Origin of the sequence: Gordonia spumicola (genome assembly GCF_009932475.1) — a bacterium.
GTDB lineage: Bacteria > Actinomycetota > Actinomycetes > Mycobacteriales > Mycobacteriaceae > Gordonia > Gordonia spumicola.
In genome coordinates, this window is the sequence record NZ_BJOV01000005.1 from 1,668,074 (window position 1) to 1,682,883 (window position 14,810).

Here is a 14,810-nt window from a genome sequence, read left to right on the forward strand (position 1 = left end):
GTCGCGGGCCGGATTCGGCGTCGACTACCTCTGCGGCCCGGATCCGCCGTCCCGCGCGGGCCACACCGCGGGGTCGGGCATAAAGGTGACCGTGATCCGCCCGTCGTCCCATCCGGCGGCCGTCACCCGGCATCGTCGCAGGACAGAGGGCAGACGGACCGGATGTCGGAAGCCGTCGACGGTCACCAGCAGGTCGTCCCCCGAACGACCGAGCTGCAGGTGCTCGGGACGGGACAGCCGTTGAGCCCACGTGAGTTCGAACACAGAGTCCACGCCGTCGCCCGACGCCTTCGTGACTGTCAACGCGGCACTGCCGCGGGGTCGGCCGCCCGGTGCGGGCAGATTCACGCGGATCTTCCGGATGCGGGACAGCCTGTCGAGCACACCGCCGGAGGGGACTTCCCGCACGGTCACCGAAGCGTCGACGAGCGAGCGGACGTGATCGGCGACGTCTGACGTCGCGATGTCGCTCTCCCCCGCGTTGACCAGGACCGATCGCAGCGGGAGCGCCGTCAGATCGGCCACGGCGAGGTGATCGGCGGCGGCGCGGCGGCCGCGGTCGCCCGCGTCGAAGACCATGTGCACGGCGACCGAGTGCGGGTCGGTGAAGAGTTCGGCCAAGTCCTGGCAATCGCGGTCGATGCCCTCGACCGCCGCCGACAGCTGCGCGAGCGCGGGCTTCTCCGCTGCCTCCGCCAGTCGCGCGTGCCTCGGCCACAGTCGTTCGATGGTCGTCGACAGGATGACCGGCGCGCGGAGCAGGGCGTTCGGGTCGCCGACACCGGAGAGGTCGACCACCAGCCTCCGCCATCGACCGCTCGTCGCGGCATCACGGATCTGTCGGAGCAGGAGGAACTCTTGGATCCCGGGCAGCGCGACCATCTCGCCCGGCGCGACGGAGGTCAGCGTCCCGACGATCGGCAGGAATGCGCGTGCCGCGCCCACGGCAGTCAACGCTGCCGTGAAGTCGGTCCACGCCTGTTCGACCACCGCGAGCTGATCCAGATGCAGGAGGTCGGTGTCCGCGGTGATCGGGACGGGTTCTCCGGGTACTCGATACACGCCGAGCCGGTCCGGGAGGTACGACTGCCGGTCGATCGTCACCAGCAGAGTGTCGCGTTCGGAGCCCATCGGCAGGCCCGCACGCGATTGCGTCGCCGGACCGTCCACCGTCAGGGCGGCGGCCGCGGCCAGCACGGACACGCCGGAGCCACCGGGTCCGAGCACCAGGTGGATGGGCGTCAGATCGATCAGCCTTCGACCCGCTTCTTGAGATCGCTGAGCGCCGACGTCGTGATCGCCTTCTCGGCGCGCCGCTTCAACTGACTGATCATCGGGATCTTCAGGTCGACGCTCAACGCGTAGGTGACCTTCGTCGACCCCTCGACCTGCTGGGTGAGGACGTACTGTCCGCGCTGATCGCGTTGCAGGTCGCTGGAGACCAGTCGCCACGACACGGCCGACCCGTCGTCGGCCCAGTCGTAGCGGAGTTCGTACGTGTCGGCGAGGACTCCCGCGTCCAGGACGAAGCGCACGTGGACGCCTCTGCCCGCGGCGTCACGCTCGAGGACGGTGACCTCTCGCGCCGCACCGACCCACTCCGGGTAGTTCTCGAAGTCGGCGATGACGGCCATCACCGCGGCCACATCGGCCGCGACGATCGTCGACTGCTCGGTGCTGTCGGTCATGCGACGCTCCCGACGATCGCGGGTCCGCCGATCTCGCGGTCCGCCTCGAGGATCTGCTTCACCTCGAACGCCATCACCTTCCCGGCCACACGGCGCAGGCGGTTCAGCTCGGCGACCTCGGCCATCCACGCGGCGGGCTCGGTGGGCAGCGGCGCGACCGGCTCCGCGTGCAGGTAGTAGTGCAGGACGAAGCCGTCCATGCACTTCTCGTTCCAGATCTCCATGGTCCCGGTGACCGGACCGGAGACGCGCCAACGCACGCCCTCGTCACCGCGGTCCTCGACGACGTCCAACGTCAGATCCGGCCACCATTGACGCCAGCGTGCACGGTCGCCGACGACCTCTCCGGCCAGGGACACTGCTGCGGCGACGAATGCCTCGTCAGCCACCTGAATGCTCGTCACGGGTCCAGCATCACATACCGGCGGCACGGGACGAAAGCCGACTCGTGGCACGTAACCCGACTGGTGAGAGATAGGATGAGCGAACAGACCAATGCGTCTTGTCACATAGCCCTGCTCTGAGAAGGTGTTAATTGATGGCTGAGTGCCGCGTCCCCGCAGGTTTTGTCACCCCGAAGGAACGGAACGCGTCCGACGTCCTCTTCGACATCGCCGAAGCGACTCCCTCCAAGACCGTGTTCCGCGTCCAGCAGGGCACCGATTGGCTCCCCCTGTCGGCCGGTGAAGCGGCCGAACGGGTCCGTTCGTTGGCGAAGGGCTTCATCGCGTCGGGCGTCCAGCCGGGCGACCGCGTCGCGCTGCTGTCCTCGACGCGGCTCGAGTGGACGCTCATCGACTTCGCGATCTGGTCGGCGGGCGCCGTCCCCGTCCCGATCTACGACTCGTCGTCCGGTCCCCAGATCGACTGGATCATGCGCGACTCGGCCGCCGTCGCCATCATCGCCGAGACCGCGTCGCACCGCGCCACCGTCGACACGGTCGAGTCGATCACCGACGACGTGACGGTCTATCAGATCGACGACGAACCCGGAAAGGGCATCGTCGAGCTGTTCGCTCGACTCGGCGAGGACGTGACCGACGCCCAACTGGACGAACGTCGCCGCCACCTGACCGCGGCCGATCCGGCCACCCTCATCTACACCTCGGGCACCACCGGCCGCCCGAAGGGCTGCATGCTCACGCACGCCAACATGCTCGGCGAGATCGGCGGCGTCCTCGAGTCGTCGCTGCGCACGATGCTCGGCGACGACAAGCGTCTGCTGCTGTTCCTGCCGATGGCACACGTTCTCGCCCGCGCGATCAACCTCGTCGCGATCGAGGCGGGCGTCGAGGTCGGGTACACGAACAACATCAAGGATCTCCTGCCGACGTTCTCGCAGTTCCGTCCGTCGCTGATCCTGTCCGTCCCACGAGTCTTCGAGAAGGTGTTCAACTCGGCGCGCCAGGGTGCGCACGACGACGGCAAGGGCAAGATCTTCGATCTCGCCGCCGACACCGCCGTCGAGTACTCGAAGGCCGTTCAGTCCGGCCAGAAGCCGGGCCTGGTGCTCCGCGGCAAGCACGCCCTGTTCGACAAGCTCGTCTACTCGAAGTTGCGCGGCGCGCTCGGCGGCCAGTGCGAGATGGCGATCTCGGGCGGAGCCCCGCTCGGGCCCTACCTCGGACACTTCTTCAGCGGTGTCGGCATTCCCGTCTACGAGGGCTACGGTCTGACCGAGACGACCGCGGCGGTGTGCGTCAACACCCCCGGCAACGTGCGGGTCGGCACCGTCGGACGCCCGCTGCCCGGCAACAGCGTCCGGATCGGCGACGACGGCGAGATCCTCCTGTCCGGCGAGGTCGTGTTCGCCGGCTACTGGCAGAACGAGGAGGCGACCGCGGGCGCCATCACCGACGGGTGGTTCCACACCGGCGACCTCGGCAGCCTCGACTCCGACGGCTACCTGCGCATCACCGGCCGCAAGAAGGAGATCATCGTGACCGCGGGCGGCAAGAACGTCTCCCCCGCGCCGATGGAGGACATCATGCGGACCCACGCGCTCGTCTCGCAGGCGATGGTCGTCGGCGATCAGCGGCCCTTCGTCGCGTCGCTGATCACGATCGACCCCGAGACGTTCGTGGGATGGAAGGCCCGGAACGGCAAGGACGCGAACGCGTCCGTCGCCGACCTCGCGACCGACCCGCAGCTGTGCGCCGAGGTCCAGGAGGCCGTCGACGCGGCGAACGCGTCCGTGTCGCACGCCGAGGCGATCAAGAAGTTCCGGATCCTCCCGTCCGATTTCACCGAGGAGACCGGTGAGCTCACCCCGACCCTCAAGGTGAAGCGCAACGTCGTCGCCGAGAAGTTCGCCGCCGACATCGAAGCGCTGTACAAGAAGTAGTCGCGGCCACTGACGTCAGACGCCCCCGTTCGATGGAACGGGGGCGTCTGTGTTTCCGGGTCAGAGGAGGCGCATGAGGCGGGCCGCCTGTCGGCTCCACTGCCAGTTGTCGACCGCCCACGCCCGACCGTTCTCCCCCATCGCCGCGGCGAGGACCGGATCGGTGAGGATCGTGATGATCGCGCCCGCGACCCCGGCACGGTCGCGACCGTCGACGACGGTGCCCGTCTCCCCTTCGCGCACCGTCTCCGGCGCACCGCCGGAGTCGCCCGCGACGACGGGGACACCGCTCGCCGACGCCTCGAGGAACACGATCCCGAGTCCTTCGACGTCGAGCCCGCGTCCGCGGGTCCGAGTCGGCATCGCGAACACGTCGGCCATCGCGTGATGTGTGGGCAGTTCGTCTGCGGGCACCGATCCGGTGAACAACACCGAGTCGGCCACACCGGTCTTGTCGGCCAGCTCTCGCAGGTCGTCGCCGTACGGGCCGCCGCCGACGATCACCAGCCGGGCGTCCGGTACCTCGCCGAGCACGGTCGGCCACGATTCGATCAGCACGTCCTGGCCTTTGCGCGGCACGAGCCGGGACAGGCACAGGACGACCGGAGCGTCCCCGATGCCGTAGCGTTCCCGCAGTTCGAGGCGTGCGACAGGGTCGGGCGCGAACCGTTCGACGTCCACTCCGCACGACACGTACTCGAGTGCGGCGTCGCGCCCGAACGCGGCGGCGAACCGGCTGCGCGTGTATCTGCTGACATATGTGACGACGTCGGTGTGCCGTCCGATGTAGCCGAGGACCTGTCGGGCTCCGGGGAGCATCGACCAGCCGACCTCGTGCCCGTGCGTGCTGGCGACGATCCGTTCGGCTCCCGCGCGACGCAGGCGCGGACCGAGGACGGCGAGCGGAGCCGCCGCCCCGAACCAGACGGTGCGCACGTCGTGCTCGCGCACCAGCCGGGCCGCGCGACGGGCGACGGACGGGGTCGGCAGCATCAGCGTGGTGGGATGCCGGACGATGCGGTACGGCGCCGCGGCGTCGTAGGCCTCGCAGCCCTTCCACTTCGGCGCGTAGACGATCACCTCGTCGGGCGGCAGGAACCGCAGCATGTTCTCCAGGTACGACTGGATCCCACCCGGCCGCGGCGGGAAGTCGTTGGTCACGAGCAGCGTCCGCCGCATCAGCGGACCTTCTCCTTCAGCCACGCCTGCCATTGTGTGACCAGAGTCGACTTGTCCTGCCCGACGGCGGACCTGATCGCGGCGTCCTGGGTCGGTGTGTCGCCGCCCTTCGCGACACCGACGTAGAGGGCTTTCAGCTTGGCGTCGCCGAACTTGTCGGCGATGAACGCGGCGAACGACCACGCGCTCTGGTACGCGACCCGAGCGGCGTCGGAGTCGACGGCGAACGTCGAATCGGCGGGCAGGGTCTTCGGAACGTCACCGCCCGCAACGGCCGCGGCGAGCTCCGGCGCCGCGTCGACGAACTCACGGTAGGTCCCGCGGCGTCCGACGTACTCGGGGACGCCCTCGGTGAGCCACAGCGGCGCGTTCTCGGCCGTGATCAGACGGGTCGCGACGTGCATCAACTCGTGGCGCAGGACCACCGCGAGCGCGGGTTCGGACAGTGAGCCCGCGTTCGGGGACAGGACGATGCGCTGGCCGATCACCTGCCGCGCCTGCTTGTCGATGCGCGAGAAGACGGTGGCCGCGGCGGCCACGGTGGTGTCGGCCGCTTTGGTGCGGGTCAGTCCCGCGAACTCGGCCGAGTCGCCGGTGGCGACGACGGCGGCACGACGCTGCCATCCGTCGCCCCAGAACTCGTCGACGGCACGGACCGCGGCGGGCAGTATCTTGCGCGCATTGGCGACGGTGACGTCGGTCTTCGGGTACGACAGCACCGTCGAGACGCCGCCCGCGGTCACCACGTCCGAGGCCGCGAGGCCGCGGTACTCCCACGGCCCGACCTCGGCGGGCCCCGGCGACGCGATCGTCGTCGGCGTCGGATCGAGGGCCAGAGTGCCGTCGCCGACCACCTTCCAGTCGTCGTCGTAACGCGCGAACGTCATCGTCTCCGACAAGGTGACGACGGGCTCGGCGAGGCCGGGACTGTGCTCACCGCCCAACGAGTACGACAACTCGACGGGATTGACCCACGTGTCGGTGCTCCCCTGCGCTTCCAGGCGCGACGCCCAGTCGGCCCCGAGAAGACGCTCGGAACCCGTGTTGGGCGCCAGCCGGTAGCTGAACGTGGACGCAGACAGCGGGCCGCCGCGCTTGTCGCGGTCGCCCTTGGCCGCGAACGACGACGCGATGGTGTGCATGCGCGCACGGAATCCCGCGGGAGCCGACGCGTCGATGAGGGCGTCGAGGCCTGCGGTGTCGCCGTTCTTCAGGACCGACGACAGCTGGTCGAGCAGCGCGGTGACGCCGTCCGACCGTTGCTGCTCGAACGGGTTGAGGGGGGTGCTGGACGCGGCCGACGACGCCGGTGACGCATCGTCGGCGGCCGAACATGCGCTCAGGCCGCCGATCGACACGGCGGCCGCCACGACGACGGCCAGCGCGGCGTTGCCGCGGTGGGTGCTCACTCAGTACCGTCGCGCGGCGTTGTACGGGCCGGCCTTGTCGATCGGCACGACGGCGACCGGGACGCCGAACGTCGACGCATGGATCACGAATCCGTCGCCGACGTACATGCCGACGTGGGACGCGCTCGAGTAGTAGATGATCAGGTCGCCGGGTTGCAGGTCTTTGCGCGCCACCGGGGTTCCGCCCGCCAGCTGTGCCTCGCTGGTCCGCGGGATGGTCCGCTTGGCCTGCTTGTAGGCCCACAGCATGAGACCCGAACAGTCGAACTGGTTCGGTCCCGTCGCCCCCCACACGTACGGGTCGCCGATGCGCGACAAGGCCGCCTGCACGGCGATCAACTCGGGCGACGTGCCTTTCGGCACCGCGCTCGCGTCGAACTGGTATTTGGGGCCGCGAAGCGCGGCGAGCTGCTTGCCGGTCAGCGACTTGTAGATCGCCCGGATCTGGACGGCCTCGAGCTGCAGGTCGGCCTGCTTGGTCTGGAGTTCGCCACGATGGCGTTCGGCCTCCGCGACGGCCGTCCGGGCCGCGGCCGCGGCGTTGTCGGCGTCGACGCGCGCCTGACGGGTGCGCTTGGCGGTCTCGGTGACGGTGCGCAGGTCGGTCGCCGCCTGACGGGACATGATCTCCAGGCCGGACATGTTGTCGAGCAGGCTCTGCGGGGAGTCGCTGACGAGCATCGCGTACAGCCGGTTCACTCGTGCGCCGCGGTAGCTGGCACGGGCCAGCGCGTCGACCTTGGTCTGCGCGTCGTCCATCTCGCTCTGCATCGCGTCGAGCTTCTTCGTCGCGTCGACGGACGCACGGCGCTCGCGCACGACGGTTTTGCGCTGCTTGTTGTACTCGACCTGCGCGGCGTTCATCGCCTCCGCGGTCCGCTCGGCGTCGGTCGACAGCTGTCGGTAGCGCGCCAGGATCTGGTCGGCGTTGCGGACCGGGTCCGCGACCACGGTCGGCGGCACGGGCAACAGCGTGGCAGTGGCCGCGACAACGCTTCCCAGCACGGCAGCGCGCGTCATCGCGCGCTTCCGGTCACGTTTGATCTGATTCACCACACGATCCTTCATACCGGTCGGGCGGGCCAGGCGCTAATCTGCGCCTGTCCCGCCCGAGAAGTCCGTTATTCGCTTGTCGCGTCGCTCAGTAGCGACGGATCGCGGTGAGGCTCATGGTGTTGACCTTGGCGCGCTGCACCGGCACGCCCTCGGTCGAGGAGTGAACCATGACGCCGTTGCCCGCGTAGATGCCGGCGTGGCCGCCACCGTTGAAGATGAGGATGTCGCCGGGCTTGGCCTGCGCCAGCGATGCGACGGGAGTGCCGCCGCCCATCTGGCCGTAGCTGTCGCGCGGGATGATCTTGCCTGCCTGCTTGTAGGCCCACGAGGTGAGTCCCGAGCAGTCGAAGGCGTTGGGGCCTGCGGCGCCGTACACGTAGGGCGAGCCGATCTTCGACTCGGCCGCGGCAAGGGCCTTCTTGGCGCGGACCTGCTGCGGCGTGCCGAAGTTGCCGTCGAGCTTGGGGGCCTTCAGATTGCCCGGAAGCAGGTTGTCCGGAACGTCGAAGGTGCCGACGTTCGGGATCTTGATCGGTGCGGCGTCAGCAGGCGCAGCTGCGAGTGCAAGCGATCCGCCGAGGGCGATCGAGCCTGCGACCACAGCCGTCGTGGCGGCCTTGAAAGCGCCGGTCTGAGGCTTGTCCATACGGTGTTTAGCCACTGAACTACGTACTCCTTGTTGTTTCTCCCTGTCCGCCGACCGGGTTAGCTGTCGGATTCGGGCCGGAAGAGATGGCCCTACGCGTTCACGGGTCGTGGTGGACCCGGACCGCGATTCACCCCGATTCTCACCAGCGCGTTCGCACACGCCGCCGAAAAGGAAGTGGTTCCCCGGTACGCCCCCGGAGGGTGGGGGCGATTAGGCGGTGACTCTCCGGCCGATCTCCGGTGGGGGATCACCCTTAGTGGAAAGTCTCGAAAAGATTACGAAACCCCGACAGCGATGTCTACCGGGTCCGGCACAATTCCGACCCGACGCCGTGTCAGACCGCTCGGAGCCAGTCCGGGCCCTTCTCGTGAAAACCGTCGTGACCTGCACGGACAGCACCCCTGGCCGCATGGGCGGTTTCGGCCGAAATCATGTCCGTGGCGACGAACACATCGACCGCAGCAAACATCTCGCCCACTCCCCGATCTGTTACATACCCGCTGGTAACGGGGTCGAAGAGCACCTGCATCATGCAGTCGTCACACTCCCGGTTACGCGCAGGGCACGCGGTGCAGTCGATCAGCACTGTGATCCGCCTCTCATTCTGTGACACGGGCGGTTCGCCGCCGTTCTCCGACCGTTATCGACACGGTCATCGTGCGTGCCAGACTCGATGTCGACTGCAGACTACGAGCACCCTCCGACAATCACCGACGCGTGCTCCGGGCGCAACGGAATTGTCGGAGGGCCGACGTAGCGTCCCGGCCATGAACACCGGCCAGCTGTCGTTCGCAGACATCGACCACGACGCCTTCGCCGACCGCTCCTTGTTCGACACGACACTGGTCGTCGTCGACCTCGAGACCACCGGCGGCAGTTCGGACGACGACGTGATCACCGAGATCGGTGCGGTCAAGATCCGCGGCGGGGAGGTCCTCGGGGAGTTCGCCACCCTCGTCGACCCCGGACGTGAGATCCCCCCGCAGATCGTCGCGCTGACCGGCATCACCACGGCGATGACATACGACGCTCCCCCGATCGAGGAGGTCCTGCCCGCGTTCGCCGAGTTCGCGCGGGGATCGATCCTCGTCGCGCACAACGCCCGGTTCGACACCGCGTTCCTCCGCAAGTCCGCGGCCAGGATGAATCTGCCGTGGCCGTTCACCACATCGCTGTGCACGGTCGCGATGGCCCGGCGCATCCTGACGCACGAGGAGGCGCCGAGCGTGAAGCTCTCGGCGCTGGCCGAACTGTTCGACGTGTCAGTCCGACCGACGCACCGCGCTCTCGACGACGCCAGGGCCACCGTAGACGTCTTCCACCGGCTCCTCGAACGCGTCGGCAACCGCGGCGTGCACACCCTGCGCGACCTCACCGACTACCTTCCGAAGGCCACGCCGGCCATGCGCGCCAAACGCGAGCTGGCCGCCGGACTCCCCCACGCCCCCGGCGTCTACCTGTTCCGGGGTCCGGGCGACGAGGTCCTGTACGTCGGCACCGCCGTCGATCTGCGACGCCGAGTGACGTCGTACTTCTCCGGCTCGGACACCCGCGCCCGGATGGGCGAGATGATCGCCCTCGCGATCAGGGTCGACCATGTGGTGTGCGCACACGATCTGGAGGCCGGCGTACGTGAATTGACGTTGCTCGCCGCTCACAAGCCCGTCTACAACCGGAAGTCGCGCAATCCGCATCGCGGATGGTGGATCACGCTCACCGAGGAGCGGTTCCCGCGCCTGACGGTCGGCCGGACTCCGTCGGCCGACTCGATCGGCCCGATCGCGGGCCGGGCCAGTGCCGCCGACATCGCCGATGTCATGAGCGCGGCTGCGGGGCTCCGGTCGTGCACGCAGAACCTGAAGCGGGCCGACCATCACTTCTGCCCGGGCGACGAGCCCGCCGACTCTCGACCCGACCCGCTCGTCGCCCACCGACCCGACCTGTGCCACGCGGCCAGCGATCGGCCGCAGACCCTCCCCGACTACCTGTGCCGCGCCGAAGCGGCGAGAGCCCTGATGGCGGGGGCGTCGGACGAGTTGCTCGTCGACCTGCATCGACGTCTGGAGAGACTGTCCGAGCTCCGACGTTTCGAGTCCGCGGCGCGGGCGCGCGACCGCATGGCCGCCACCGTCGAGGCTCTGGCCCGCTGTCAGCGACTCCGGGCGATCGCTCGGCTCGAGGAGTTCGTCGTCGCCCGACCCGACGGGAACGGCGGCTGGCATTTCAGCGCGGTCCGGTACGGCAGGCTCGCGGGCGCCGCACACGCCCGGCGCGGGGTGTCTCCGATGCCGATCGTGGACGCGATGGTGGCGAGTGCGTCCACCGTCCTCGCTCCGGACGACGACGGCCCGCTGTCCGGTGCGCCGTCAGAGGAGGTCGCACTGATCGACCGGTGGATGGCTCAGCCCGGTTCCCGGCTGGTGTCGGCGAGCGGCGGCATCGGCCTGCCCGTCGGTTCGGCCGCCAAGTGGTCCGAGTTCGCGCGATCCGCCCGTCGAGCACGCGACGAGCCGGACCGCACTCGGTATTAAGGTGAACCCATGATCACCGCCATCGTTCTCATCGGGGCCGACATCCACCAGATTCCCGAGACCGCGCAGGCGGTCGCGAACATCCCCGGCGTCACCGAGGTGTACTCATGCGCGGGCGACGTCGACCTGATCGCCAAGATCCGCGTGCGAACCCACGACGACATCGCCGACGTCGTGACCGCGAAGATCAACCGCCTGCCCGGAGTGGTCTCCAGCGCCACCCACATCGCGTTCCGCAGCTACGCGAGCGCCGAAGTCGAGGGCGGCTTCTCCATCGGTGACGACTAGATTGACGCGGCCCACTCGTCGACGCGGCGGGCGCTCTCCTCGTCGCTGATGTCGACGGTGCGGGTCATCACCGACCAGCGGATGCCGTACGGGTCCCTGATGCTCGCGAAGCGGTCGCCGGACACGAATTGGGCGGCCGGCTCACGGACGACGGCGCCGTCGGCGACCGCCCGTTGCACCACCGCGTCGACATCCGTCACGTAGAGCGCCAACGAGAAGCAGACGTCGTCGCCTCCGGGCCCGGCGACCAGGTGGTACTCGGGGTTGACCTCGCCGAGTTGGAGGCGTCCGACGCCGAAGTCGAGGTCGGCGTGTGCGACGACGCCGCCCATCTCGGTGGCGGCGACCAGTTCCGCGCCGAACACTCGTCGGTAGAAGCCGATCGCGGCCGCGGCGTCGGTGACCGCGATGAACGGCGTCAGCGACGTGTAGCCGACGGGTCTGCCGTCGATCGTGTGGTCGCCGGTGACACCGACGGTGGATTCGGAAGAGTTGTTCTCTGTCATGGTGTCGACGTTAGGGCCGCCGCCGGCGTCGACGCTTGACGATTCGCGACACGAACGTGTCGGTCAGTTCCCGCGATACGCGCTCGGCGTGAATCCGAGGACTCGCGTGAACTCCCGAGTGAGGTGTGCGTGATCGCTGAAGCCGGTCGCGGCCGCGATGTCGGCGAGCGATGCGCGCGGACTGTCGCGCACGAGCTCGGCCGCTTCTTGAAGACGCCGACGACGGATCAACGCCACCGGGGTGAGGCCGGTGAAGCGGAGCGTCAACCGTTGGACGGTGCGGGCGCTCGTTCCGACGCTGCCCGCGACGTCGTCGACGCTCACGATCTCCGAGTCGCCCTCGATGACGGTCGCGATCCGGTCGGCGAGGACCGCGTCGTCCGACGGCGTGCCGACCCCCGCGGCGACGAACTCGCCGAACACCCCGGCCGCGGCCGCGGGATCGGGCATCGCCGCTCCGACCGCCGCGACGAGATCGGGCAGTTCCACCGGTTCCACCCGGTCGACGACGGCCGCGGGACTCACCCCGAGCCAGCCGACCGCCGTCGGCCGCAGCAATGCGCCCACCGCCCAACCTGCTCCGGTGAGGACGCGGGCCGACAGTCGTGTCGTGGCGCCGGAGATCACGGCCGCGTCGCCCTCGACGACGAGGTTCATCGCGGGGAAGCCGATGACGTCCTGCGTCGACGACTCCCCGTCCGCGAGGTCCCATCGCGAGATCCAGAACCAGCGGACCGCGCCGGCCGCGGCGCCGACGGCGGGGATCCGGTGGAACTCCGGCAGCCGTTGCGGGCGCAGGACGCCGCGGGACGACGGTTCCGGCATGCTCAGGCGAGCGCGGTGCTGACCGACGCCCAGTCGGCGAGGAGTCGGGCGGCCGCACCGGAGTCGAGCACCTCGTCCACCCGCGCCTTCGCCGACCGCAGCGCGTCGAGGAAGCCCGCGTCGTCGAACACCGACGACTGTTCGTATGCGACGAGCGCCGCGGCCGCATTGAGCGTCACGGCGTCGCGCACCGGGCCGGGCGCGCCCGCGAACAGGGTGCGCGCGATCTCCGCGTTCAGGCTCGCGTCGCCGCCTTGAAGGGCCGACAGTTCCACCAGTTCGATGCCGAGGTCGCGCGGGTCGAGCGACAGCGTGGTGACCTGGCCGTCGAGCACCTGCCAGACGGTCGATGTCGTGGTGGTCGTCAGTTCGTCGAGCCCGTCGTCGCCGCGCACCACGAGAGTGCGGTTGCCGCGACCGGCGAACGCCTCGGCGAGAACCGGGGCGAGATCGGCGAACGCGCAGCCGATGAGGCCCGCCTTCGGAGCCGCCGGGTTGGTCAGGGGCCCGAGGACGTTGAAGACCGTCGGGATGCCGATCTCCTTGCGCGGCGGACCGGTGAATCGGAACGCCGGGTGGAACACCGGGGCGAAACAGAACCCGATGCCGACCTCGGCGAGGCACCGGCTCACCGCGTCGGGGCCCAGCGTGATGGCGACGCCGAGCGCTTCGAGGACGTCCGCGCCGCCACTCTTGGACGACGCCGCGCGGTTGCCGTGTTTGACGACCCGTACTCCCGCCGCCGCCACCACGACCGACGTCATGGTGGAGATGTTGACGGTGTGGGAGCGGTCGCCTCCGGTGCCGACGATGTCGACGGCGTCGCCGTCGAAGTCGATACGGTTGGCGAGGGCCAGCATGGTGTCCGACAGGCCGCGCAGTTCGGACGGGGCGACGCCCTTCATCTTGAGTCCGACGCCGAACGCCGCGATCTGGGCGCCGGTGGCCGAGTCGGACATGATCTCACGCATGGCCCACGACGCCTCGTCGACGCTGAGGTCGAGGCCGTCGGTCGCCTTGCCGAGGATCTGCGGCCAGGTGTACTGCGGGGTGCTCTTCGCGGACGTGCTCACCGCTCCACCCTATCGACGGGCTCCGACGGGACGTCCAGCAACGCCCACCCGACGGTGCGGCCTCCGTTGCGGGACGCCAGACTCGCGGTCCGCGACCGTTCCTGCGACACGGTCCGCGCATCGACGACCTGCACCCGAGCCAATCCGATCAGCACGAATCCGTCGGCGGCGCGCAATCCGTCGACCGTCGTCCGAACGTAGCCTTCCAGACCGGCCGACGCCACCGCGGCCTCCACCGACTCCGGCGGCAGCTCCACGTGGTGACGCAGCACCACCGGACCACTCGACGAGAAGCCTGCGTCGTCCAGGACGGTCGACGACGCCGACGTGTCGTCGAGACTGGTCACGACCACCACGAGGTCCTGGTCGTCGACTGCGGGGACTCGGCCCGACGAGCGCTTGCCGCCGAGGAGCCGACCCAGTCGCGCTCGCAGCCCACCGCCGTCGGACGCCTGCATGTTCATGCCCACGACCTAACCAGATCGGCGTCGACCGGCGCATCCCCGCCGGACACGCCGATGGGCCCCGGAACAGCGCCTCTACCTGCAGCGCGAAGAACAGCACACCCAATTTCCCTACCCAGGTGGAAATCGCTTACTACGAACCGTCATACTTCATGTTGTGACTAGCGCTGTGGGTAACTCCGGAACCGCCATCACCTCACGCGTGCACTCGCTGAACCGTCCGAACATGGTCAGCGTCGGCACCATCGTGTGGTTGTCGAGCGAGTTGATGTTCTTCGCCGGCCTGTTCGCGATGTACTTCGTCGCGCGGGCCAACGCCTCCGACGGCTGGCCTCAGCCGCCGGCGCACCTCAATCTGTGGCTGGCCGTGCCGGTGACCACCGTGCTGATCCTCAGCTCGGTGACCTGCCAGTACGGCGTCTTCGCAGCTGAGCGGGGTGACGTGTACGGCCTTCGTCGCTGGTACACCCTCACCCTCGCCATGGGCGCGTTCTTCGTGGCCGGTCAGGCGTACGAGTACTACAGCCTCGTCAACGAGGGCCTGACGCTCTCGTCGAACGCGTACGGCTCGGTCTTCTACATGGCGACCGGCTTCCACGGCATGCACGTCATCGGCGGTCTCATCGCCTTCGTGTACCTGCTGATCCGCACGCGTCTGTCCAAGTTCACCCCCGCCCAGGCGACTGCAGCGATCGTCGTGTCGTACTACTGGCACTTCGTCGACGTCGTGTGGATCGCCCTCTTCGTGGTCATCTACTTCATCCGATAGCCCCCGGCGGCACCAGGACCGACGATGTC

Annotated in this window: 16 protein-coding genes and 1 riboswitch; of the genes, 4 read left to right on the plus strand and 12 right to left on the minus strand. The window is 69.0% G+C overall.

Annotated elements, in window-relative coordinates:
* Nucleotides 1-24: 24 nt before the first annotated feature.
* Genes GYB83_RS18995 through GYB83_RS19005 form a run of 3 tightly spaced genes read right to left on the minus strand, consistent with a single transcriptional unit; the run spans nucleotide 25 to nucleotide 2,092 of the window.
* Nucleotides 25-1,230: an ArsA family ATPase gene (locus GYB83_RS18995; RefSeq protein WP_161897603.1), complete on the minus strand. Its 1,206-nt coding sequence runs from the start codon at nucleotides 1,228-1,230 to the stop codon at nucleotides 25-27.
* Nucleotides 1,231-1,250: 20 nt separating this feature from the next.
* Complete coding sequence (locus GYB83_RS19000) at nucleotides 1,251-1,688, minus strand: SRPBCC family protein (RefSeq protein WP_161896884.1); 438 nt, start codon at nucleotides 1,686-1,688, stop codon at nucleotides 1,251-1,253.
* On the minus strand, nucleotides 1,685-2,092 hold the full coding sequence (locus tag GYB83_RS19005) for a hypothetical protein (protein ID WP_161896885.1): 408 nt from the start codon (nucleotides 2,090-2,092) through the stop codon (nucleotides 1,685-1,687). Before GYB83_RS19005 ends, GYB83_RS19000 begins: the two co-directional genes overlap by 4 nt.
* Nucleotides 2,093-2,226: 134 nt before the next feature.
* On the opposite strand from GYB83_RS19005, the gene GYB83_RS19010 reads away from it, so the two are divergent.
* On the plus strand, nucleotides 2,227-4,032 hold the full coding sequence (locus GYB83_RS19010) for an AMP-dependent synthetase/ligase (protein ID WP_161896886.1): 1,806 nt from the start codon (nucleotides 2,227-2,229) through the stop codon (nucleotides 4,030-4,032).
* Nucleotides 4,033-4,092: 60 nt separating this feature from the next.
* Here the strand turns inward: GYB83_RS19010 and GYB83_RS19015 are convergent, their stop codons facing one another.
* The 5 genes from GYB83_RS19015 to GYB83_RS19035 all read right to left on the minus strand — a co-directional run bounded on the left by GYB83_RS19015 (nucleotide 4,093) and on the right by GYB83_RS19035 (nucleotide 8,857).
* Nucleotides 4,093-5,211, minus strand: coding sequence for a glycosyltransferase family 4 protein (locus GYB83_RS19015; RefSeq protein ID WP_161897604.1), 1,119 nt, complete (start codon nucleotides 5,209-5,211; stop codon nucleotides 4,093-4,095).
* Nucleotides 5,211-6,620, minus strand: a complete 1,410-nt coding sequence (locus GYB83_RS19020; RefSeq protein ID WP_161896887.1) for a peptidase MA family metallohydrolase — start codon at nucleotides 6,618-6,620, stop codon at nucleotides 5,211-5,213. The genes GYB83_RS19015 and GYB83_RS19020 overlap by 1 nt, the downstream gene beginning before the upstream one ends.
* On the minus strand, nucleotides 6,621-7,640 hold the full coding sequence (locus tag GYB83_RS19025) for a C40 family peptidase (protein ID WP_371865345.1): 1,020 nt from the start codon (nucleotides 7,638-7,640) through the stop codon (nucleotides 6,621-6,623).
* Nucleotides 7,641-7,761: 121 nt separating this feature from the next.
* The gene (locus tag GYB83_RS19030) at nucleotides 7,762-8,337 is read right to left on the minus strand and encodes a C40 family peptidase (RefSeq protein ID WP_161896889.1); all 576 of its coding nucleotides are present in this window, start codon (nucleotides 8,335-8,337) and stop codon (nucleotides 7,762-7,764) included.
* A 19-nt stretch (nucleotides 8,338-8,356) separates the two neighbouring features.
* Nucleotides 8,357-8,552: riboswitch (cyclic di-AMP (ydaO/yuaA leader) on the minus strand.
* A gap of 107 nt (nucleotides 8,553-8,659) precedes the next feature.
* Nucleotides 8,660-8,857 carry a hypothetical protein gene (locus tag GYB83_RS19035; protein WP_228461620.1) on the minus strand — a complete coding sequence of 66 codons (198 nt, stop codon included), beginning with the start codon at nucleotides 8,855-8,857 and terminating at the stop codon, nucleotides 8,660-8,662.
* 235 nt (nucleotides 8,858-9,092) lie between these two features.
* Between GYB83_RS19035 and GYB83_RS19040 the strand changes: the two genes are divergently transcribed.
* Together GYB83_RS19040 and GYB83_RS19045 are read left to right on the plus strand one after the other, a co-directional pair.
* Nucleotides 9,093-10,856: a DEDD exonuclease domain-containing protein gene (locus GYB83_RS19040; protein WP_161896891.1), complete on the plus strand. Its 1,764-nt coding sequence runs from the start codon at nucleotides 9,093-9,095 to the stop codon at nucleotides 10,854-10,856.
* Nucleotides 10,857-10,865: 9 nt separating this feature from the next.
* On the plus strand, nucleotides 10,866-11,144 hold the full coding sequence (locus GYB83_RS19045) for an Lrp/AsnC family transcriptional regulator (protein ID WP_161896892.1): 279 nt from the start codon (nucleotides 10,866-10,868) through the stop codon (nucleotides 11,142-11,144).
* Here GYB83_RS19045 and GYB83_RS19050 read toward each other — a convergent pair.
* The 4 genes from GYB83_RS19050 to GYB83_RS19065 all read right to left on the minus strand — a co-directional run bounded on the left by GYB83_RS19050 (nucleotide 11,141) and on the right by GYB83_RS19065 (nucleotide 14,012).
* Nucleotides 11,141-11,650: a VOC family protein gene (locus GYB83_RS19050; RefSeq protein WP_161896893.1), complete on the minus strand. Its 510-nt coding sequence runs from the start codon at nucleotides 11,648-11,650 to the stop codon at nucleotides 11,141-11,143. The two genes, GYB83_RS19045 and GYB83_RS19050, sit on opposite strands and share 4 nt — an antisense overlap.
* 63 nt (nucleotides 11,651-11,713) lie before the next feature.
* Entirely contained in the window at nucleotides 11,714-12,475 is a 762-nt protein-coding gene (locus GYB83_RS19055) for a helix-turn-helix transcriptional regulator (RefSeq protein WP_161896894.1), read from the minus strand.
* 2 nt (nucleotides 12,476-12,477) lie between these two features.
* Nucleotides 12,478-13,548: an anthranilate phosphoribosyltransferase gene (gene trpD, locus GYB83_RS19060; RefSeq protein ID WP_161896895.1), complete on the minus strand. Its 1,071-nt coding sequence runs from the start codon at nucleotides 13,546-13,548 to the stop codon at nucleotides 12,478-12,480.
* Nucleotides 13,545-14,012 carry a hypothetical protein gene (locus tag GYB83_RS19065; protein WP_228461622.1) on the minus strand — a complete coding sequence of 156 codons (468 nt, stop codon included), beginning with the start codon at nucleotides 14,010-14,012 and terminating at the stop codon, nucleotides 13,545-13,547. Before GYB83_RS19065 ends, trpD begins: the two co-directional genes overlap by 4 nt.
* Nucleotides 14,013-14,169: 157 nt before the next feature.
* On the opposite strand from GYB83_RS19065, the gene ctaE reads away from it, so the two are divergent.
* Nucleotides 14,170-14,781, plus strand: coding sequence for an aa3-type cytochrome oxidase subunit III (gene ctaE / locus GYB83_RS19070; protein WP_186349814.1), 612 nt, complete (start codon nucleotides 14,170-14,172; stop codon nucleotides 14,779-14,781).
* The last annotated feature ends 29 nt before the right edge of the window (nucleotides 14,782-14,810 follow it).